Origin of the sequence: Microlunatus sp. GCM10028923, assembly GCF_042666975.1 — a bacterium.
Taxonomy (GTDB): Bacteria; Actinomycetota; Actinomycetes; order Propionibacteriales; family Propionibacteriaceae; genus Microlunatus.
The window spans coordinates 56,864-76,845 of record NZ_JBHTFF010000014.1 but is presented as its reverse complement, the minus strand read 5'-3'; the positions used below and the strand labels follow the sequence as shown (position 1 = coordinate 76,845).

The following is a 19,982-nucleotide window of genomic DNA, read 5'->3' as shown; positions in this document are numbered from 1 at the left end:
GCGACTCCGGGTTGCAATACGGTCACGCCGCGACCGCGAGCGCCCGGACGATCAGCCGTTGAGCGGGTCCAGCCGCGACGCCTCGGCCTCGTACTTGACGTCCAGCAGCATCCGCCGCGTCGCCGCCACGGTCAGCGGATCCAGCAGCCGGAACGCGGTGAGCCAGATCCGCCCCAGCAGGCCCGGGTGAGCCCGGGCCCGGGTCCGGATCACCAGCCGGCGCCAACCGCCCGGCGCGTCAATGATCATGAACGCCCAGGTCAGATCCCACGGCTGCCCGGCCCCGCCCTGCCACAGCACCAGGACCCGCGGCGGCTCGATCAGTGCGAGCGTCAGGGCGTACCCGTCGAACTGACCCAGCCAGCGGCCCCGCAGCCAGCCGCCGCGGGGCCTGCCGGAGCGCATCAGCCAGCGCCAGACGAGCTCGCTCGAGGCATCGATGTTGACAGCTCTGGTCCGGGCGAACTCCGCGTCCGGAAGCAGGTCGTCGCCGGGAAGATCACGAACCAGCTCGGCCGGTTCGGCGCCCCAGTCGCGGACCTCCCGATAGGCGCGGTTGGCGACCCACACCGCCGCCGTCACTGCCGCGACCCCCAGCACCAGCCAGGGGGTCGCCGACCGTCTCATCTGCGGTACCGGACCGGAAGGCTGTTCACCCGGCCAGGGTACGCCCGGGTCCGCAACGCGGGTCCGGAGACGACCGAGAGGTCACAACACCTTGATGATCTTGCCGGAGAGATTCGCCCGGACCTGCTTCTGGTCACGTTCGCTGGCGACCGCAACGTTGATCTCGATGTCCTCGGTGATCGGGAGGCCGCGAGAGATCTCCACGTTCACGGTGCGCGCCGAATCGATCTTGCTCGCCGCGGGTGCTTCCTTGATCAGGGCGACGACGGTCGCGATCTCGACGTCGCCCATCGAGAACAGGTTCTGTTCCAGCGCCTCCGTGTCACCGCCGTAGTCGACCGGCCGCGGATCCATCACCCGGCCGTCCTGATAGGTCCAGAGATTGAGCTCCGAGGGCGCCTGCGGATTGACGGCGTTGATCTGGACCCCGCTCTCCTGAATGCTGATGTCGGTCACCTGCACCGGGCCGGCGCCCACCTTCTCGGACACGGCCCGGAACGCCTGGTCCAGGTACTCCGCGGTGACGCTCTCGACCGACGGCGCGTCGGCCGACTTGGCGACCGGCCCGAGCTCCTGGCCACTGCACGCGGTCATGCCGCCCATGATCAACAACAGCACGGCGACGACGTGTCCACGACGGATGATCTTCACCCGACTCCTTCCCCCTGTCCCCCGGCAGGTCCGGAGGTGCGGCGCCGAGGCTAATCAAGCCCGATCCTAAAAGCAACTTTGAGTTGCTTTTAGGTGTGCCATGCTGGCGCCGTGGCGGAATCCTCACGCGGCTCTCGACCCGGCGGCCGCAGCGCCCGGGTCCAGAACGCCGTGTTCGAGGCGACCCTGGCCGAGTTCGTGGAGTGCGGCTACACCGCGTTGACGATCGAGCGCATCGCGGCGCGCGCTGGGGTGCACAAGACGACCGTCTATCGGCGGTGGACCGACCGCGATGCCCTGCTGGCTGCCGCCGTCCGGGACCTGGCCCAGATCCCGGTGCCGGCCCTCGACACCGGCTCCCTACGGTCCGACCTGCAGGCGTACGCGCACGGAATCGTCGAGGTGCTCACCGGTCCGGCGGGCGGAGTGGCCCGCACCGCGATGTCCTCCGACGCGATCAGGGTGCCCGAGATCGCGCAGATCAAGCAGCTGCTGATCTCGACCCGCCGGCCCATCTCGACCAAGATCGTGGCCAGGGCGGTGGACCGCGGCGAACTCGCCGCCGACACCGACCCGCACGCACTGATCGACTTCCTGGTGGCACCGCTCTACTTCCGGCTGCTGATCTCCGAGGAGCCGCTCGACGGCGAGCTGGCCGATCAGGTCAGCATCGCCACGCTGGCCGCGGCCCGCGACGGCGCCTTCGGCAGCGCCGGCCGAAGATGATCATGAACCGCTCAGACCGCGAGGCTCCCCGCGGTCGACACGCGGTCGCCGTCGGCCGGGAAGCCGGCCCGCTCGACGCCCGACTCCAGGCAACCGACCTGAATCAGGGTTGACGGCTCCGCGAAGCCGCCGGCGGCGAGTTCGAGCCGACCACCGGTGAACCGGGATCCCGTGGCACGGTAGTGATTCGTGCCCTCGGTCAGGCGGACATGCGTTCCGGCGGGATCCGTTCTCCGGAACTCCGATCCCTCGAGGACGACCGTGAGCTCGCCACCGCCCGACCGGGTGATACCGGTGCCGGCGCCGCTCATGGTGCTGCCGCCGACGACGGCCAGCTGTTGATCTTCGTCGCCGGCCATCGCGAGCTGGACCTCGGTCAGGGTCGACCCGGTGAACCGGACCCGCGGGACCTTGATCGACACCGGTGCGGCATCCCCGGCGGCGGCCAGGGTGCACCCGCGGAAGGTGACCTCGCCGGTCCCGGCGATGATCATGCCGCCGACACCGCGGAGCCTGGTGTCGATCAGCGTGACCGGGGAGGTGACCGTGGCGTTCGTCAGCGTCGCCCCGGCCGCGAAGGCGAAGGACGAGTCGCTGATCACCGTCGGCCGGGCGGACCGCTTCGACTGCTGGGTCACGACGAGCGGACCGCTGGCCGTGCAGCCGCGCAGTTGCGCGCCGTCGGCGTTGATCCAGAGCATTCCGGACCCGGCGAGCGACGGCTTGCCGATCACCTGGACGTCCTCGAGGGTCAGGTCCGTCACCCGCACCCGCGCCACGAACCAGGAACAGACGTGCTGGCGTACGGTGATCCGCTTCGCCGCGGAACCCCAGGCGGCGCCCGAGTTCGCGAAGGTGATCAGGCCCGAGTTGCCGACATAGGTCAGGTCGTGTTCGTACTGACCGTGCGTCACGAACGGTCCTTGATCATCTCCGTCGCCGTGACAGTTCTCGACCAGGCCGTACGCGCTCGCGGTCCAGTCGTTCAGGTGCCGCGCGTTGGAGGTGTGGCAGTTCGCGACGTACCCGTACAGGCAGTAGATCTGCTGGGTCAGATAGCCGGCGCCACCCCAGGTCACCGAGGTCGGGTTCGCCAGCGAACAGTTCGTCGTCCGGAAGTGGGTGTTCCAGCGCCGCATCACGACCGGCCAGAATGTCTTCGTGGCCTCGACGCTGTCGACGTCGCAGCGGACGGCGTACTCGAAGGCGACCGGATGGGAGCCGGTGTACTGATCTTCACCGCCGCCCTCGAAGATCAGGTTCGCGACCCGTACGTCATGGACGGGCTCGACCCGGGTCCAGGTGATCGAACGATCCGCCCCGAGGTCCCAGCCGATCTTGTAGTTGACCCGGATGTGCGTGTCGTCGACGATCTCGGTGACCTGGAGCAGGCGTTGCAACTCCCGCTCCCACCGGCCGGCCAGGGCATTGACCTCCGCCGCGTACCACTCGCCCACCGAGAAGAAGGACGAATCACCCACCGGCAGGACGTCGGCCAGGTCGGGCACGCTCTCCTTGAGCACCGCCGTCTGGACCTGGTCGGTGACCTTGCCGCGGAAGAAGATCACCGCGGCGAACGGGTCGTCCGCAGTCGCGTTCTCGATGCCGCGGGTGGTGATCAACTGATGACCGAAGTCGAGCTCGACGGTCGACCGACTGGTGCGGTGCCGCCGGGTGAAGTTGAGCGGTGTGTGCGCCTCGATCCGGTGGATCGCCGGATCGGCCAGCATCGCGTCCAGCGCGTCGTCGGCCGGGGTGGAGTCGTCGACGATGCCGAACCGGCCGAAGTCGACGACCCCGTCGTGCAGCAGGACCCAGACCGAGGCACCACGGCCACGCAGCACCGTCCCGCCGTTCACGGCCGGCGGGTCGTCGGCGACCGACCGGTACAGCAGCGGGCCGGAGACGTCGCCGACCTTGGCATAGCCGCGAGCCATCACCAGATCACCGGGCTGGGCCGGCTTCGCGGCCAGTTGACCGACCGTGTCGACGATGGCGAGCGACTCGGTGTCGGCCGCTGCGGGTGCCGGCGCCAGCGCCGCGGCCACCACACCCCCGCCCACGGCCGCCAGGCCCATCCCGGAAAGGAAGGCGCGTCGCTGGTTCACCGGTGGCACCGCCGCGGACTCGTCCATGATTCCCCCGTATTACGAAACCACAGTGTGATAAATGATGCGATCACGCTAGCGGACGTTGCCGTAGCCGACAATGGGATCCTGAGAACCGTCCATCGTTCTGCGCGACAGTTTGGTGACCGTATTGTGGTAATCGGCGGAGAGGATGTGCATGATCGGATCAGCACCGGCCCTGACCCGCGTGGCGGCCCAGCTCCGCGACGGCGGCCCGGCGTCCGTGACCGGGCTGGCCCGGTCGCTGGCGCTGTCCCGGACCGCGGTGGAGAACGCGGTGACCGAGCTCGCCGCTCTTGATCTTGTGGTCGACGCCCCGAAGCCGGAGAGTCGCGGCGCGGGCCGGCCGGCCCGCCGGCTGGCGTTCCCCGCCGACGCCGGAGTCGTCGCGGGTGTCGACGTGGGTACGACGAGCATCCGGGTCGCCCTGGCCGACCTCGCCGGCACGGTGATCGCCCAGCGGACCGTCACCGGCTTCGACCTGATCACCCGACCCGCGCAGCGGTGGTCCGGCCTGGTCGATGGTGTGACCGAACTGCTCGCCGAGGAAGGTATCGACCGCAGCGCACTCCGGGCCGCCGGCGTCTCGGTGCCCGGCCTGGTGAACGACGAGGGACGCGTGATCACTTCCTCGATCATCCCGGACTGGTCCGGGGCGGCCCTCGGCGCCCAACTGTCCGAGGCGTTCGGCTGCCCGGTCGCCGTCGACAACGACGTACGGCTGGCGGCCGTCGCCGAACACCACCTCGGCGCGGCGCGGCTGGTCGACGATCTGATCTACCTCTCGGTCGGCAACCGGATCGCGATGGGCCTCGTACTCGGCGGGAAGCCGCGCCGCGGGGTGCACCACGCCGCCGGGGAGATCGGGCACCTGGCCTTCGGTGATCTTGGTGGGCCGACCGGTCAGCTGTCCTGGCGACGGGCCCCGACCGCGGCCGAGGTCTTCCGGCTCGCCGGTGCCGGTGACGCCGAGGCCAACGCCGAGATCGACGCGTTCATCGGGGCACTGGCGCGCGGCATCGCGACGGTGGCGATGACGGTCGACCCGGCGATGATCATCATCGGCGGCGGGCTCTCCCTCGCTCGCGACCGGGTGATCGACCCGCTGCGGCACGACCTGCACCGGGTCATCGGCCTGCCACTCGCCCTGCCCGTCGTCGGCGGGCTGCTCGGCGCCGACGCGTCCGTGCACGGAGCCCTGGTGCACGCGTACACGCAGCATCGGCGGGCCGTCTACGGGATCGATGATCTTCCGGTCCCGACCGTCCGACCCCTCGTCGGGCACGGAACCGTCGTCGATCCGTGAGACAGGGTCTGGACCGCCACGCGGGGTATGGATCACCCTGGAGTAGGTAGAGAATCGCCTCTACTCATGGCCACGCATGGCAAAAGGTGGCACGTCCACTCAGAAACCGAATACCGTGAATCATGCTGATCGCTGAGGAAATCCTGGTGATTTGCCTCAACGACAGTTCGGGGAAACGTCCGATCGGCCGGGGCCAGTTGATGCCCGCCCTGGCCGGCGCTCTGGTCGCCGAACTGGCGTTGCTCGGACGGATCACCCTCACCCCCGATTCCGTCGGCCTGCTCCGCCGCCGCCGCGTCGTCCTGCATGACGCCACGCTCACCGGTGACGCCCTGCTCGACCAGACACTCACGACGATCGCCGAGAAGCCCGACCAGAAGATCAACAGCCTGATCCATGCGATGAGCACGGGCCGGGAGGGCACCCGGCTCTACCGGCAGCTCGTCGACCGCCTGGTGTCCGCCGGCACCATCACCGAGCCCGACCCGAAGGCGTTCGGCCGGCGTTCCGCTCGCCGTTCAGCCACCACCGGCGGCGGTCCCGAACAACCCATCCGGCGCAGGGTGCAACGGGCCGTCTCCGAACGCGACGACCCGGACTGGCGCACCCTGGTCCTGATCATGCTGTTGCACGCCAGCGGCGCCCTGCTGCACCTGCTCGTCCACCCGGAACTCGATCGACGCCTGCTGAACAAGCGGGCCCGGGATCTGGTCCGGGCCGGCGCCCACCGCATCCACGTCCCGCTGGTCCGCCGGGTTCACGCCGCGGTCAGCCGGGCGGTCACCCGCGCCCGAACGTCGACCGACGAAGCCTAGGTCGCGGATCGGCCCACCGGCAGCTAGGGCGATGAGGAGGCCGTCGCGGCCGACCTGTCGGGCGTCTCCCGGTCCGGCCGTTGCCGGGCTTGCATCATGATCACCAGAACGGCCGCGATCACTGCGGGCAAGATCATTCCCAGATGCCCGAGGCCGCGGGCCACCTGACCGGCCATGATCAGGTGCGCCAACGACACCGTCCACACAGCGGCCGACCAGGCCAGCGAGAAGATCAGCATCGGCCGTCCCGGACGAGACGGCAGCAGGGCCGCGATCCCGAGCAGCAGAACGATCAGCAGGTCGGGGATCAGGAACGGGTTGCTCAGCCGGAGCACCGAAGTGCCGCCGAAGTTGTCGGTCACGAAGTAGGCGGCCATGAACGCCGCCAGGATGCCTGCGATGCCCCGCGGAACCAGGGCGACGAAACGGGTCATGTCTACACTGTAGACAGGATCGGGAGCGGATGTCTACGGCGTAGACTCCGGCCCATGGTCAAGAGCCAGCCGAAGGGAACGGTCCGGGGCACCCTGTCCCCCGCCTCGATCGCCGCCAGCGCACTGAAGCTCGGAGATCAGGAGGGGCCGGAGGCGATGGCGATTCGGAGGATCGCCGCGCAACTCGGCTGTGACCCGATGGCGCTCTACCGCCACTTCGCCAATCGGGTCGCGCTGCTCGACGCCGTCGCCGATCTTGCGCTGGCCGACCTGGCGCTGCCCGATGATCATGACCCTTGGGAGGATCGCCTGCGGAGCCTGCTCACCGAGACCCGCCGCGCGGCCCTGGCCCATCCGGGCATCGCACCCCACATCGCCGCCCGGCCGCCGCTGGGTCCGCACGGTCTGCGGATCGGCCGGGTCCTGATCGAGGCGCTGCGCCAGGCCGGCCTCGACGACCGCCAGACGGTCGCGGCGAGCCAGGTCCTGATCGCCTACCTGTCCAGTGCGATCGCGATGGCCGTGGCCACCCAGGGCCGGCGGGATGATCGCTGGTCGGAAGCCGCCCAGGCCGTACGGGACTCGAGCGAGCACCGCCTGCCGGCCGACGCGATGCCGGCCGTCGGGTCGGTGGACCAATTCAGCTTCGGCCTCGACCTGCTCATCGACGGCCTGCGGGCCCGGGTGCGCGACCGCCCCCGTTGACGGAGGCCGTACCCCCGGGAGTTCGGCTCAGGGAACCAGGTCCAGCGCCGCCTGGCCGGTGGCCGGCCGGAAGGGGAAGGAGACGTGTTGGTGCACCATCAGCCAGCTCCCGTCGAGCTTCTGGAAGACCCGGGTGCCTCGGGACCAGCGGACGGACTCGACTCCGTCGACGGTGTCCGCCATCCGATTGAGACCCCAGGCGACCGCCAGGTCGCCACGCACCAGGATCTGGAGATCGGGGATGCTCCAGTCGAAGTCGCCGCGGGCCTGTTCGAAGCCGGTACGGCACTCCTCCCGGATCGCGTCGACATCCGTGTACTGCAGCGGCACGGAGTGCTCGTACGAGACGACCGTCGGCGCGATCACGGCCATGGTCGCGTCAAGATCACGAGCGGCCGAGGCGGCGAACCACCGGTCGTGCAGCTCCCGGATCTCGCCCTCGCCGGCGTCCGGCTGATCATCGAGCGGAAAGGAATGGTGCTCGTGGGTGATCATCCAGGTGCCGTCGATCTTTCGCAGGCCGATGGTCAGCCTGAGCCGCCGGTCCGGGTCCTCCCCCGGCATGCCGCACCGCAGCAGGGCGACCGCGTACGCCGCGTCGGTTCCCGCGGTGACCTCGAGGGAGATCACGTCGAAGGTCGCCCCGGAGGCCTGCCAGGTGAAGAACGGCGGCCAGGTCTCGGCGTAGGCGTCGATGCCGCGGACCCCGTCGTGCGGCGGCGGCACGTCGAACATCACCACGTCGTCGGTGTGCTGGGCGAGGACGCCGGCAAGATCACCGGCGTGGACCGCCGCCGCCCAATGCTGGATCAGTTCTCGGATCTGTTGCTCGTCGGTGTTCATGGTTCGGGCCCTTTCTGGCTGTCGGGTTCGGCTACCGGTAGAACCCGGCCCGACCGCAGAAGTCATCGCTCTTCGCCGGGAAGTTCTCCGGGCAGTCCGAAGGCGGCGAAGTCGGCCTCCAGGAACGACACCACCTCGGCGATCCGGTCGCCGCGCAGCCGGAGCAGATCAAGCCCGGCCGGCCGGAACGCGCCGTCCAGCCAGCGGTAGGTCGCGACCGCGAGCTGGCCGTTCGCGCGCGCCGGCAGCAGCCGCCAGCGTTCCCGCAGCGGTCCGTCCAGGAGGAAGGTACGGATCCCGGCGTGACCGGCGTACCAGACGGGGACCGGCGGCATCGAGTACTTCGCGTCCTCGGTCAGCATCGCCACGATGGCGTCGACATCGGAGGCCTCCCAGGCGGCCACGTAGTCGTCGACCAGGGTCCGCTGCCGACCGGCTCCGAGGTCGGCGAGTTCGGTCTGTTGGCTGGCGTCGCGGCGGACCACCTCGCGGGCCCGTTGCAGCGCACTGTTGACGGCGGCCGTGGATCCGTCGAGAAGGTCGGCCGTCTCCCGCGCCGAGAAGGACAACACATCGCGGAGCAGCAGCACGGCACGTTGCAACGGCGACAGTCGTTGCAGGGAAGCGATGAACGCCAGCTCGACGCTTTCCAGGGCGACGATCCGGGCCGCCGGATCCAGCCGGCTGGTCCAGGAGAGGTGGTGTTCCGGATACGGCTCCACCCAGCTGACCTCCGCCGACGCGTCGGTGAGGTCGGCGGGCAGTTCCCGCCGGCCGCGCCGTTCCAGCAGGGTCAGACACCGGTTGGTCGCGATCCGGAAGAGCCAGGCCCGGAGCGTGCCGCGCTCCTGGTAGCGGTCCCAGCTCTGCCAGGCCCGTACCAGCGTCTCCTGGACGGCGTCGTCGGCGTCATGATCGGAGCCGAGCATCCGGTAACAGTGGGCCCGCAATTCTCCGCGCAACGGTTCGACCGAAATCGCGAAGCTGTCCTCGGACGGTATTTCCATGTCCGCTCACGCTACCGACCTTCTCGACCGAAGTGGGCCCCAGCCCGGAACTCGACCTCTTTCCGCCGCACAGCCGCGCCCGATCGACGGCGATCATGAATTCGATACCGGGGAATTCCGCTGCGACGTGATCTTGCTGAAGGGAATTCCGGACCGACGTTTGCGGAATGCACAGTGAGATCGCCGGCCCGGCAGCACTCGGCCAATTGCGGGCTGCCGGGCCGGCCCACCTAGCGGTGGGAAAGGGGCGCCCTGCCCGAGGTGAGAGGGGGGCGGGCAGGGCGCCCGGGTCTGGTGATCCGAAGGATCGGGGATTGATCAACTCGCCGTCGGCGGCCGATCCGCCGGGACGGTGGAACTGCGTACGCACAGCGTCGGCGAAAGCTTGGTGTGCTGCACGACCGTCGAGCCTTCCCGGAGCCGCTTGGCCAGCCTGATCGCCGCCGCTCGACCGACCTCGCACCACGGCGGGGCGATCGCGGTCAGCGGTACGTCGGTGAGCTCAGCGAGGATGTCGTCGTACGCGATCATGGCCAGATCGTCGGGCACCGTCAGCCCCCGGGCCGTGGCTCGTCGCAGCAGCAGCGCCGCCTCCGGGTCGGGGTGCGCGATCACGGCGGTCACCCCCTCCTCGGTCACGGCGTCCAGATAGTCGTCGGCGCTCGCCCGGCTGAGCTGCGGATGATCAAGCTTCAGCGGTACGTCGGTCGGCAGCTGATGGAGCGATCGGGCCAGGTGCAGCGCCCGTTCCAGCCAGGGAGTGGTCGGGGTATCAGAGGCGAACAGGCCGATCCGCTGATGCCCGAGTTCCACCAGATGCCGTACCGCGAGCAGGATGCCGTGCGCATGATCGGTCGACACCGAGTCGGCCACGTCGAGCCGGCTGGCGACATCGAGCTGACGTTCGACGATCACCGCCGGGATGTCGAGACCGCGGACCCACTCCAGCTGATCGGAGTCCGGCAGCAGGGCCGTGGACGGAGTCAGCAACAGGCCGTCCACCTTGCCGTCGACCAGCCGTCCGACCTCCTCACGGTCCCGCTCCGAATCGTAATGAGAAACAGCGATCCGCAGTTCCGCCGACATCGCCCGAGCCGCCAACTGAGCACCCCGGATCAGGGCTCGATGCTGGGGCAGCTTCTCCGGCACCAGCATCCCGATGACGAGCCGGACGGCCCGTGAACTCGACACGGCCGGCGCCTTCCTCGAATCGACCGGCCGCGGCAGAGTGGCCCCGCCGTGAACGCGATCAACCAGCCCGGCCTCGGCCAGAACTCCGAGGTCACGGCGGACCGTCATCGACGTGACGCCGAGCAGGCTCGCCAAGGCCGCGACCCGCACCGATCCGTTCTGGCGCACAATGCGCATCATGGCGTTCTGTCGCGGTGACAGCGCCTTCACCGCACCCGCCTATCGACACCATGGGCCCGTTCCGATTCCGTTCCCATGGGTTCGCACCGCCATCTCGCTGTTGGCCCCTCGTCACCCCCGAGGCGACACCGCAGTCCATTCATCACAACTCCTGTACGTCGTTCCGAGTCGCACCCGTACCGTACTTGACCACATTGATTCTTTAACCATCCACAGCCCCATCCGAACAAATTCGCACATCGCACAGCTCCGTGAATTGTCGGCCTTTCGGGGCCGCGAAGCCGCGACGGGAATGCGGATCAGGACGGGAATCGGATTCGGCTGAAGTCCGTCCAGGTGGCGCCGGCATCGTCATCGTCGGACCTCGATCGTTGACGTCCCTGTTCGGACCGACCAGGTGTACCGGAGCGCCGGTTAGCCGCGGGTTCGGTGACGCCCACCACGCCGGCCGACGTCAGCGTGCGCCACCCGACGTGGTCTGACCGGCCGGGGCCGGTTCCGGGCTCGGGTGCCACCGGCCGGCGACCTGGACGGCGATGATCGTGACGAGAATGATCAGCACGGTCGCGGCCAGGTTCATGATGATCATGTTGCGGCGCACCGCCAGCGCCGCCCGGCGACGCGCCTCGGCATCGTCGCTGGGCTCCCGGCGAGCCGGCCTGTCCCGGATCGGTCGGCCGCTCACCGGGCCAGGGCTTCCTCGAGGGCCCGCGTGAGGTCGTCGACCGACCGCGGTTCGAGCTTGGTCCCGTTGAGGAAGAAGGTCGGAGTTCCTTCCACTCCGAGGGTCTGGCCGTCCCTGACGTCGGCCTTGATCCGTTCCAGGGTCTCGGGTGCGCTGTAGTCGCGGTCCCACTGCTCAAGATCAAGACCGAGTTCCTGGGCGTAGCCGCGGAAGCGGGCGTCCATCGGGGTCTGCTGCTCACCCCAGCCGGCCTGGGTCTCGAACATCCTCCGGTACATGGGCTCGAACTGCCCCTGCTGCGCGGCCGCCTCCACCGCCCGTGCGGCGCGTTCGGCGTTGACGTGGCTCGGCACCGGGAAGTAGCGGACGACGAACGTTACCCGATCGCCGTAGGCCGCCCGCAGCTCCTCGATCGCCGGGAAGACGGCACCGCAGGCCTCACACTCGAAGTCGAGGAACTCGACCAGCGTCACCGTGCTGCCCGGGACCTCGGTCAGCCGGTGCGAGTCCTCCCGGACGGTGATGCCGGGGTCGGCCGGACCGGCCGGGCCCGCCGGACGGTCGGCCGGTGCCAGTTCGCCCCGTACCAGTGGCACCGCGATCAGGGCGCCGATGATCAACAACACCGCGGCCAGGACCGCGCTGAGGACTCGGTTGCGCCGGCGGCGCTCGGCGGTCAGGTTCTGTTGCTGGGAAAGTTCCTTGGAGTACGTCGGGTGCGGCGGCTGTCCTGTCACGGTGCAGATCTCCTTCGGGCATGGGCTCCGCGAGTCGGAGCCGGGATGGCTGGGTATGCCGGGAGCGGGTCGTGGCCCGAGCGGCCACGGGCGGAAAGGGTCGGGCGATGGCAGTGCATCGCCCGGTGAGCGGCGGAGCCCGTCGATGATCATGGTCGCCGCACCGACGGCGCGGGCGAACCACGGCGGATCCGGGCCGCCCTGGTCGTACGAGAAAGTGCGGGCCCGTACCCGCAACGGCAGCCCCGGGCCCGAAATGATCATGGGTGTTCGGCGAGCCGGCAGCGGACCTCGGGTCCGAGGTGCCGCCGATCGCTCAGCGACGCCGGATCAGGTACGGCACACGGAGAGTTGCACGAGGCCCAAGGCTCGGCGACGGTTCGGCGCAGGGACGTGGCCGGTCGACCGGGAGAGGCTCCGGCGCGCGGACCAGGAGCGGCCCGCGAGAACCCGCCGGCCGAGTTGCCGGGACCGTGCCACGGCGAACGTGAGCAGACACGCTCCCGCCAGGGCGATCCCGCAGCCGGCCAGGCCGTCGAGGTCGTCGTCCACGAGTTCGGCCGCGGACGTCACCAGACCGGTTTCGCCGTCCGTGATCATGGAGCCGGACTCGTGATGCAGCGAGAACACGTGCAGCCCCAGACACAGGGCAGCGACGACTCCGGTCACCATCCGGACGATGCCGACGAGTCGGCGTGCCCGGGCTGTCGACCTCACAGAGACGCCTCCTCACGGCTCGGCCACGGCTGGCTCGGTCCCGCACCGCCCGACCAGCCAGACGATACGTTCCGGTTTCGACCTGGCGCAATCGACCCGTCAAGGTCGCCGCCGGCGACCCGGATCCCGGCCGGCCCCGGCTCGACACGCCGCCACCCCGGGTGTGGGCATTGGCGCGCTCCGGCGGCTCAGCTAAAGTAGTTAACGTCAAACCGGCGGCGGAGAGGGCTGCCGAGTGCGACCGTCGTACCCTCGCCGGACGCCGTGACACAAGGTCCCAGCTGGCGGCCTTGCCGAGTGGGTTCAGTGCTGAAGCTCGGGGATGCCAGGGCCGAGACCGCCGGCCGTTCTGTAGCGGTCTCGGATCAAGGAGCGGAGGACGAGGATGGCGAGGTCGCGACCGGTCGCGCCCCGGCCCACGATCGGGGACATCGCTGCTCGCGCCGGGGTCTCCAAGACCGCCGTTTCCTTTGCACTCAACGGCAAGGACGGGTTGAGCGAGGCGACCCGCGAGCGCATTCTCCAGGTCGCCGACGAACTCAACTGGCGACCGCTCCGGGCGGCCCAGGCCCTCAACCGCAATCGCTTCGACATGGTGGGACTGGTGTTCGCCCGCCCCGCCCGGACCCTCGGGGTCGAGCCGTTCTTCGCCCAGTTGATCTCCGGCCTGCAGAGCACGCTGTCCACCGACGCGATCGGCCTCCAGCTGCTGATCGTGGAAGACCTCCAGTCGGAGATCGAGGTCTACCGGCAATGGGCGTCCGAGGATCGGGTGCACGGTCTCGTGATCACCGACGTGCGTGCCCACGATCCGCGCTTCCCCATGCTGGCCAAGCTCGATCTGCCCGCGGTGGTGATCGGCGGCGATGACGGACTGAAGCTGCCCTCGGTCTGGGTTGATGATCATGCCGCCATGTCGTCGATCGTCGAATACCTGGTGGCCCTCGGTCACCGTCGCATCGGCCATGTCGCCGGCAAGCCGGAGTTCCTGCACACCCAGGCCCGCGACAACGCGATCCGGTCGCTCGCGAAGGGGCGCCGCCTGGAGATCACCACCGTGCACACCGACTTCAGCGACGCCGAGGGCGCGACCGCCACCCGCAGCATCCTGGCCTCCCGGCAGCGACCGACCGCGATGATCTACGACAGCGACGTGATGGCCGTCGCCGGGCTCGGCGTCGCGATGGAGATGGGCGTTTCGGTGCCCGAGCAGGTGTCCATCGTGTCGTTCGACGACTCCGTGCTGACCCAGCGCATGCACCCCGCCCTCAGCGCACTGACCCGGGACACCTTCGCCCTCGGCAACCTGGTCGCCGCCACCCTGCTCGAGGTGATGGCCGGTACGGCGACCCTGCCGCGCGTGCAGGCGCCGACCCCGCGACTGGTGGTCCGGCAGAGCACTGCCGTCGTCGACGCCGGCTGAGCCGGTACCCCTCCCGTCATCCTGGCCCGGCCTCGCCGGCCAGGTAACAACGGGATAAACCCAACTTTACTAACTCGGTTCAGTGTACGCTCGCGTCAACCTCAGCGAGCTGGACCGAGGAAGGCGATCTCTGTTGTCAACGACGAACGACAGCGGCACGACGGCTGCGGACCCAAAAGCTCAATCCTCGTCGCGCCCGCGCACCTTGTGGGCGCTGCGATTCCTCGGCCTGCGTGCCCTCAGCTACGCCGCAGTTGCCTTCCTGTCCTTGGTTCTGAACTTCATGCTGCCCCGGCTGATCCCCGGCGACCCGGCCCAGCAGATGATCCAGAACGTCACCGCCAAGACCGGGCGGCCGCCCGGTCCGCTGGAGCTGCAGTCGATCTTCGCTCGGTACGGCAACCCGGAAGAAGGGCTACTGAACCAGTTCAGTCGCTACCTCGGGGAGACCCTGCAAGGGAACCTCGGTCTCTCGATCCAGTACTACCCGGTACCGGTGGTCGACCTGGTCGGCAAGGCCATCCCCTGGACCGTCTACCTCGGGCTGGCGTCGACCGTGCTGGGCTGGGTGATCGGCACCGTCGCCGGGGCCCGGCTGGGCTGGCGCCCCGGCGGAAGGTTCGACACGGTCCTCACCCCGGTCGCCATGTTCGTGAACAACATCCCGCCGTTCTTCCTCGGGCTGCTCCTGGTCTGGTTCGTGGCCTACCAGCACGGCTGGCTGCCGGCCGCGGGCGCCTACAACACCGAGCTCGAGATCAACCTGCTCAACCCGACCTTCCTGCTCAGCGTCCTGATCTACAGCATCCTCCCGCTGACCACCCTGATCATCGTCGGCTTCGCCAACTGGATGTTCACGATGCGCAACATGATGATCACGACCGTGAACGAGGACTATGTCCAGTTGGCCCGGGCGAAGGGACTGTCGCCCACTCAGGTCCGCACCCGTTACGCCGCGCGAAACGCGATCCTGCCGAACTTCACCGGATTGGCCCAGGCGATCGGCTTCACCCTCACCTCGGTGGTGCTGGCCGAGAGCGTCTTCGTCTACCCGGGGGTCGGCGGCCTGCTGGGCGCCGCGAACACGGAACGGGACTACCCGGTCATCCAGGGAATCATGTTGATCATCATCGCGATCACGCTCGTGTTCAACTTCCTGGCCGACTCGGTCTACACCCTGCTCGACCCCCGGATCCAGGAGTCCTGACGTGCCGCGCCGCTTCCTTCGGGTACGCCGAGTTCAGATCGGGGTCGGCATCCTGGCCGTCTTCGTCCTGGTCGCCGTCTTCGGGCCGTTGTTCACCAGCGAGGTGCTGCGCATCGAGCCGCTGGACATCGATCCGCAGGCCCTGGGCATGCCGCCGAGCCCGGCCCACCTGCTCGGCACGACGAGTTCGGGCCAGGACGCCCTGGTGTGGATGATCCACGGCACCAGGTCGTCGATCTTCGTCGGTGCCGTCTCGGCGTTGGTCGGCACCGCGATCGCACTGGTCACCGGGCTGCTGGCCGGCTACTGCGGCGGCTGGGTCGACCGCGCGATCAACGCCTTCATCCTGGTCTTCAACACCACGCCGACGTTCGCGATCCTCTTCATGGTCGCGGCGATCTTCCCCAGCGCCAATCTGTTGACGGTCGCGATCATCATCGGGCTGCTGGAATGGTCGGGCGGCGCCCGGGCCATTCGCGCGCAGGCGCTCTCCCTCCGCAGCCGCCAGTTCACGACGGCACTCACCACGGCCGGCGAGTCCGGCTGGCGGATCATCTTCAGCGAACTGGTGCCCCACCTGTTCGGCGTGATCTCGCCCATGGTGTTGCGCCTGGTCTCGGCCGGCATCACCTTCCAGGCGGCCATCGCCTTCCTCGGCATCGGGGACGCGGCCGAACCGAGCTGGGGCCTGATGATCCAGTACGCCATGTCGCAGAACGCGCTCTACACGGGACTGTGGTGGTGGTTCCTGCCGCCCGGCCTGGCGATCGCCATGATCGGCTTCGCCACGACCTTGATCAACTTCGGACTGGACGAGGTGACCAACCCGACGCTCAGTTCGAAGCGGCGAGCCCTGACGCGACGCTACCGGGAGCAGGTACGGCTCAACCCACGCCGCCCAGTACCGGAGCCGAGCCGATGAACGATCATGAAGCGATCCTCCAGGTCGAGCACTTGTTCGTCGACTACGTCACCGAGGACGGACCGGTCACCGCCTGCGCCGACGTCAGCCTGTCGATCCGGCCCGGCGAGATCATCGGCATCGCCGGCGAGTCCGGCAGCGGGAAGTCGACGCTGCTGGCGGCGGTCGGACGGCTGCAGCGCGATCCCGCGGTCACGGCCGGCGGGCAGATCCTGTTCGCCCGGCCCGGGGAGCGCCCGGTCGACCTGACCTCCCTGACCGAGGACGAGCTCTCCGACTACCGGTGGACGGACATCTCGATCGTGATGCAGTCGGCGATGGCCTGCCTCAATCCGGTGGCCCGGCTGCAGGCCCAGTTCCTCGACGTGATCAAGAAGAACAGCCGCGGCCTGACCCAGGAGGCGGCGGTGAACCGGGCCGAGGAACTGCTGGAACTCGTCGGCATGCCGGCCGACCGGCTCTCGGCGTACCCGCACGAGCTGTCCGGCGGGATGCAGCAACGGTCCTTGATCGCGTTGGCACTGGCCTGCGATCCGTCCCTGATCCTGATGGACGAGCCCACCACTGCAGTGGATGTGCTGATGCAGCGCGAGCTGCTGGACAAGATGCTCACCTTGCAGCGCGACAACGGGTTCGCGGTCCTGTTCGTCACCCATGATCTCTCGTTGTTGCTGGAGATCGCCGACCGGATCGCGATCATGTACGCGGGCCGGGTGGTCGAGGTCGGAACGCCCGAACGGATCCACGACGGGGCCCTGCATCCGTACACACGCGGGCTCCGGGACGCCTTCCCGCCGTTGCGCGAGCCGCTCCGGCCGATGACCGGAATCGCCGGGACGCCGCCCGATCTCCGGGCCCTGCCACCCGGCTGCGCCTTCGCACCCCGCTGCCCGCTGGCCGAGGAGCTCTGCACCAGGGTCATGCCGGAACTGAAGCAGGTCGGCTCCGAGCTGGTGGCCTGCCATGTCGCGCAACGATCACCGCAGTCCGAACAGCGAGTCTCCGAAACGGCGGGCAGCGATGACTGAGCCACTGCTGGAGGCCCGCGGGGTCAGACTTCTCTTCACCAGCGGCGCGACCGCGGTCACGGCGGTCGACGACGTCGACCTGGAGATCGGCAGCGGCGAGATCGTCGCCCTGGTCGGCGAGAGCGGGTCCGGCAAGTCGAGCCTGGCCCGGATGTTCGCCCTGTTGCACCGTCCGTCCTCGGGCGAGATCCGGTTCCGCGGTCGACCGCTGCAGCACCGGGGCCGGCGCAACCGCGCGTACTACCGCGAGGTCCAGATGATCTATCAGGACCCGTTCAACTCGCTGAACTCGCTGAAGCGGATCGACCACATCCTCGGCCGGATGCTGGACCTGCACAAGATCAACTCCTCGGACGCGGGCACCGTCGGCGTCCGCCGGCCGAGCAGCAGCGACAAGCGCAGGATCTTGATCGAACTGCTGGAGAAGGTGAACCTGACCCCCGCGGCGGACTTCCTGCACCGCTACCCCTCGGATCTGTCGGGCGGGCAGCGACAGCGCGTCGCCATCGCCCGAGCACTCGCGGTACGGCCGCGGCTGCTGCTGGCCGACGAGCCGACCTCCATGCTGGACGCCTCGATGCGCCTCGACGTGCTCAACCTGCTGCGGCGGCTGCGTGACACCGAGGACCTGAGTTCCCTCTTCATCACGCACGACATCGCCAGCGCTCGGTACGCGTCCGACCGCATGTATGTGATGTACCGCGGCCGCATCGTCGAGTCCGGCCCGACCGAGAAGTTGATCAACGATCCGCAACATCCCTACACCCGCCGGCTGCTCGCGGCGGCACCGGATCCGGCCCGCTACAAGGGTTCCGGACGAAGTCTCTTCCACACCGAGCATGCCCGGTGACGATCACTATCCACCCATTCCCAAGGAGGCTCAGCATGTCTGAGATCAGCCGCAGGGCGTTCCTCGCCACGATCACCGCCGGCACCGGGCTCGCCCTGGTCGGCTGCGAGGGTGCCGTCCAGCAGTCCGGCTCCGCGAAGGCTCGCGAGGGCATCATTACGCTGGGTGCCAATCCCACCCCAGGCCAGGATTCCGGCACCAACCAGTTCGTCGAGAACTGGAACATCTACATCTCGGCGGGCGGCGCCGCGCCGGCCGTCGGCCTGATCTGGGAGCCGCTATTCCGCATCACCAACAAGGAGGGCGGCACGCTCGCTCCGGTGCTCGGCGAGAGCGTGAAGTATTCGGCGGACGGGAAGACCGCCACGTACAAACTCCGGCAGGACGTGACCTGGAGTGACGGTGAGCGGTTCGACGCGGAGGACGTCGTCTACAGCTACAACGAGGTGTTCGGCCCGCCGAAGGCCGGCGACGCGACGACCTTTCTCCGGAAGAAGGTGTACCAGACCGACGATTTCACGGTGGTGTGTGAATACAACTTTCCCAACACCCAGCAGGACACGAATCTCGCGCTCTACTATCCGATCCTGCCGCAGCACGTGTATGCGAAACAGGAGGATCGCGGCAAATTCCAGGACAAGAAACCGGTGGGCACCGGCCCCTGCCGCTTGTCCACCTATTCGCCACAACGCATCACCCTCGAGGTGCGTGACGACTATTGGGGCGGGCGAATCGAGGGCGTCAAGAAGATCGAGATCGTGCCGCACGGCACGCCGGCCAATGTTCAGTCGGCCATCACCAAGGGCGACATCGACTGGGCCATGGGGGGCGGCCCGGGCGTGGCCAAGACCTTCACCGGCATGGACCCGGCCAACGCCTACCACGTCTATCCCAGCGGGTCCACGCGTGGCGTGCAGTTCCAGTGCTCCACGGCGCCCTTCGACAACGAACAACTGCGCATCGCGTTTCGAGACGCCGTCGACCCCACCGTCATCCAGGCCTCGATCAACACGGGCTACGAAATCCCGACCGCCGCCGGGCTGAGTCCACTCCTCTTCGCGAACATGCTGACTGCGCCCTATGACAAGCCGATGGTTCAGAACGTCGACTCGGCCAAGGCCGCACTCGCGGAGTCCGGCTACGCCGTCGAAGACGGAGTCCTGACCAAGGACGGTAAAAAGTACCCGCTGACGCTCGACGTGAACCTGAACGAGAAGGAGGACATCGTGGCGGGGCCGGTCCTCTGCAGTCAGTGGAAACAGGTGCTGGGCGTCGACGTGAAATACAACGGCCTGTCCGACAAAACGTTCAACGACAACCTCGCAAAGCACAAGTACCGGCTGGTCATCTTCGGCACCACGTTCAACGGTTCGCCGTACAACACGTACCAGGCCTATCTCCTGGAGAATCTGGACCCGGCCAAACAGGCCATGGGGTACGGCAACCAGGGCCTGTGGCCGATCAGCGACGAGGGCAACGAACTCCTGCACGACCTGAAGGAGATTCCCCGCGACGACCTCGACAAGACCGCCGACCTCATCCGCAGGCTTCAGGTCATCTTCGGCGATTCCGCGCCGGTGATTCCGTACCAGGGACTCGGCGCTCAAGTTCTGTGGACGACGAAGAACTGGAACGGCTTCCCACTGCCCGATGCGGTGGACGACTTCCGGCCCCAGTTCGACAGCTACGGCGATCCGGTACAGACGATCAAGGTCCTGGCGCCGAACCGGACCTGAGCAGAAAGGCGCCGCGCACCGGTCTCCCCCGACGGAATCCGGTGCGCGGCGCACACTCGGTGA

19 protein-coding genes and 1 pseudogene are annotated in these 19,982 nt (G+C 68.5%); 10 read left to right on the top strand and 10 right to left on the bottom strand.

The genetic code is table 11. The features are described from left to right. Positions 1 to 51 precede the first annotated feature (51 nt). Together ACFQU4_RS28420 and ACFQU4_RS28415 are read right to left on the bottom strand one after the other, a co-directional pair. Positions 52 to 627: a hypothetical protein gene (locus ACFQU4_RS28420; RefSeq protein WP_377498589.1), complete on the bottom strand. Its 576-nt coding sequence runs from the start codon at positions 625 to 627 to the stop codon at positions 52 to 54. 81 nt (positions 628 to 708) lie between these two features. Continuing rightward, positions 709 to 1,278: a hypothetical protein gene (locus tag ACFQU4_RS28415; RefSeq protein ID WP_377498587.1), complete on the bottom strand. Its 570-nt coding sequence runs from the start codon at positions 1,276 to 1,278 to the stop codon at positions 709 to 711. Positions 1,279 to 1,389: 111 nt separating this feature from the next. Here ACFQU4_RS28415 and ACFQU4_RS28410 point away from each other — a divergent pair, with 111 nt between their 5' ends. After that, a complete protein-coding gene (locus tag ACFQU4_RS28410) occupies positions 1,390 to 2,004 on the top strand; it encodes a TetR/AcrR family transcriptional regulator (RefSeq protein ID WP_377498585.1) in 615 nt (204 codons plus the stop codon). 11 nt (positions 2,005 to 2,015) lie between these two features. Here the strand turns inward: ACFQU4_RS28410 and ACFQU4_RS28405 are convergent, their stop codons facing one another. Further along, entirely contained in the window at positions 2,016 to 4,139 is a 2,124-nt protein-coding gene (locus ACFQU4_RS28405; RefSeq protein WP_377498583.1) for a hypothetical protein, read from the bottom strand. Between the two features lie 151 nt (positions 4,140 to 4,290). Here ACFQU4_RS28405 and ACFQU4_RS28400 point away from each other — a divergent pair, with 151 nt between their 5' ends. Together ACFQU4_RS28400 and ACFQU4_RS28395 are read left to right on the top strand one after the other, a co-directional pair. Further along, positions 4,291 to 5,439 carry an ROK family protein gene (locus ACFQU4_RS28400; protein WP_377498581.1) on the top strand — a complete coding sequence of 383 codons (1,149 nt, stop codon included), beginning with the start codon at positions 4,291 to 4,293 and terminating at the stop codon, positions 5,437 to 5,439. Positions 5,440 to 5,561: 122 nt separating this feature from the next. Then, positions 5,562 to 6,254 (top strand): GPP34 family phosphoprotein, encoded by a 693-nt coding sequence (locus ACFQU4_RS28395; protein WP_377498579.1) that lies wholly within the window; start codon positions 5,562 to 5,564, stop codon positions 6,252 to 6,254. A 23-nt stretch (positions 6,255 to 6,277) separates the two neighbouring features. On the opposite strand, the gene ACFQU4_RS28390 is transcribed toward ACFQU4_RS28395, so the two are convergent. Continuing rightward, positions 6,278 to 6,688: a hypothetical protein gene (locus ACFQU4_RS28390; RefSeq protein ID WP_377498577.1), complete on the bottom strand. Its 411-nt coding sequence runs from the start codon at positions 6,686 to 6,688 to the stop codon at positions 6,278 to 6,280. 54 nt (positions 6,689 to 6,742) lie between these two features. Between ACFQU4_RS28390 and ACFQU4_RS28385 the strand changes: the two genes are divergently transcribed. Continuing rightward, complete coding sequence (locus ACFQU4_RS28385; protein WP_377498575.1) at positions 6,743 to 7,393, top strand: TetR/AcrR family transcriptional regulator; 651 nt, start codon at positions 6,743 to 6,745, stop codon at positions 7,391 to 7,393. 27 nt (positions 7,394 to 7,420) lie between these two features. Here the strand turns inward: ACFQU4_RS28385 and ACFQU4_RS28380 are convergent, their stop codons facing one another. The 6 genes from ACFQU4_RS28380 to ACFQU4_RS28355 all read right to left on the bottom strand — a co-directional run bounded on the left by ACFQU4_RS28380 (position 7,421) and on the right by ACFQU4_RS28355 (position 12,753). Continuing rightward, on the bottom strand, positions 7,421 to 8,236 hold the full coding sequence (locus tag ACFQU4_RS28380; protein ID WP_377498573.1) for a YybH family protein: 816 nt from the start codon (positions 8,234 to 8,236) through the stop codon (positions 7,421 to 7,423). A 62-nt stretch (positions 8,237 to 8,298) separates the two neighbouring features. Then, positions 8,299 to 9,243, bottom strand: coding sequence for a sigma-70 family RNA polymerase sigma factor (locus ACFQU4_RS28375; RefSeq protein WP_377498571.1), 945 nt, complete (start codon positions 9,241 to 9,243; stop codon positions 8,299 to 8,301). Positions 9,244 to 9,561: 318 nt separating this feature from the next. Further along, positions 9,562 to 10,614, bottom strand: a complete 1,053-nt coding sequence (locus tag ACFQU4_RS28370) for a substrate-binding domain-containing protein (protein WP_377498569.1) — start codon at positions 10,612 to 10,614, stop codon at positions 9,562 to 9,564. Between the two features lie 454 nt (positions 10,615 to 11,068). After that, positions 11,069 to 11,299, bottom strand: coding sequence for a hypothetical protein (locus ACFQU4_RS28365; RefSeq protein WP_377498567.1), 231 nt, complete (start codon positions 11,297 to 11,299; stop codon positions 11,069 to 11,071). Next, positions 11,296 to 12,036 carry a DsbA family protein gene (locus ACFQU4_RS28360; protein ID WP_377498565.1) on the bottom strand — a complete coding sequence of 247 codons (741 nt, stop codon included), beginning with the start codon at positions 12,034 to 12,036 and terminating at the stop codon, positions 11,296 to 11,298. The genes ACFQU4_RS28365 and ACFQU4_RS28360 overlap by 4 nt, the downstream gene beginning before the upstream one ends. Before the next feature lie 330 nt (positions 12,037 to 12,366). Then, positions 12,367 to 12,753 (bottom strand): hypothetical protein, encoded by a 387-nt coding sequence (locus ACFQU4_RS28355; protein WP_377498563.1) that lies wholly within the window; start codon positions 12,751 to 12,753, stop codon positions 12,367 to 12,369. Between the two features lie 385 nt (positions 12,754 to 13,138). Here ACFQU4_RS28355 and ACFQU4_RS28350 point away from each other — a divergent pair, with 385 nt between their 5' ends. From ACFQU4_RS28350 to ACFQU4_RS28325, 6 genes and pseudogenes are all read left to right on the top strand, one after another. Further along, complete coding sequence (locus ACFQU4_RS28350) at positions 13,139 to 14,176, top strand: LacI family DNA-binding transcriptional regulator (RefSeq protein ID WP_377498561.1); 1,038 nt, start codon at positions 13,139 to 13,141, stop codon at positions 14,174 to 14,176. A 268-nt stretch (positions 14,177 to 14,444) separates the two neighbouring features. Then, entirely contained in the window at positions 14,445 to 15,383 is a 939-nt protein-coding gene (locus ACFQU4_RS28345) for an ABC transporter permease (protein WP_377498559.1), read from the top strand. Position 15,384: 1 nt separating this feature from the next. Continuing rightward, positions 15,385 to 16,305 (top strand): ABC transporter permease, encoded by a 921-nt coding sequence (locus ACFQU4_RS28340; protein WP_377498557.1) that lies wholly within the window; start codon positions 15,385 to 15,387, stop codon positions 16,303 to 16,305. Then, complete coding sequence (locus ACFQU4_RS28335; RefSeq protein ID WP_377498555.1) at positions 16,302 to 17,333, top strand: ABC transporter ATP-binding protein; 1,032 nt, start codon at positions 16,302 to 16,304, stop codon at positions 17,331 to 17,333. Before ACFQU4_RS28340 ends, ACFQU4_RS28335 begins: the two co-directional genes overlap by 4 nt. After that, positions 17,326 to 18,156: pseudogene (locus tag ACFQU4_RS28330) on the top strand (ABC transporter ATP-binding protein); the annotation flags it as partial. The gene ACFQU4_RS28335 and the pseudogene ACFQU4_RS28330, both read left to right, overlap by 8 nt. A gap of 62 nt (positions 18,157 to 18,218) precedes the next feature. Continuing rightward, on the top strand, positions 18,219 to 19,919 hold the full coding sequence (locus ACFQU4_RS28325; protein ID WP_377498553.1) for an ABC transporter substrate-binding protein: 1,701 nt from the start codon (positions 18,219 to 18,221) through the stop codon (positions 19,917 to 19,919). Positions 19,920 to 19,982: the final 63 nt, after the last annotated feature.

Coding starts and splice junctions, on each gene's coding strand:
- ACFQU4_RS28350 (WP_377498561.1), top strand. CDS start 13,139: ATGGCGAGGTCGCGACCGGTCGCGCCCCGGCCCACGATCGGGGACATC.
- ACFQU4_RS28335 (WP_377498555.1), top strand. CDS start 16,302: ATGAACGATCATGAAGCGATCCTCCAGGTCGAGCACTTGTTCGTCGAC.
- ACFQU4_RS28370 (WP_377498569.1), bottom strand. CDS start 10,614: ATGATGCGCATTGTGCGCCAGAACGGATCGGTGCGGGTCGCGGCCTTG.
- ACFQU4_RS28420 (WP_377498589.1), bottom strand. CDS start 627: ATGAGACGGTCGGCGACCCCCTGGCTGGTGCTGGGGGTCGCGGCAGTG.
- ACFQU4_RS28325 (WP_377498553.1), top strand. CDS start 18,219: ATGTCTGAGATCAGCCGCAGGGCGTTCCTCGCCACGATCACCGCCGGC.
- ACFQU4_RS28390 (WP_377498577.1), bottom strand. CDS start 6,688: ATGACCCGTTTCGTCGCCCTGGTTCCGCGGGGCATCGCAGGCATCCTG.
- ACFQU4_RS28375 (WP_377498571.1), bottom strand. CDS start 9,243: ATGGAAATACCGTCCGAGGACAGCTTCGCGATTTCGGTCGAACCGTTG.
- ACFQU4_RS28405 (WP_377498583.1), bottom strand. CDS start 4,139: ATGGACGAGTCCGCGGCGGTGCCACCGGTGAACCAGCGACGCGCCTTC.
- ACFQU4_RS28380 (WP_377498573.1), bottom strand. CDS start 8,236: ATGAACACCGACGAGCAACAGATCCGAGAACTGATCCAGCATTGGGCG.
- ACFQU4_RS28385 (WP_377498575.1), top strand. CDS start 6,743: ATGGTCAAGAGCCAGCCGAAGGGAACGGTCCGGGGCACCCTGTCCCCC.
- ACFQU4_RS28395 (WP_377498579.1), top strand. CDS start 5,562: ATGCTGATCGCTGAGGAAATCCTGGTGATTTGCCTCAACGACAGTTCG.
- ACFQU4_RS28400 (WP_377498581.1), top strand. CDS start 4,291: ATGATCGGATCAGCACCGGCCCTGACCCGCGTGGCGGCCCAGCTCCGC.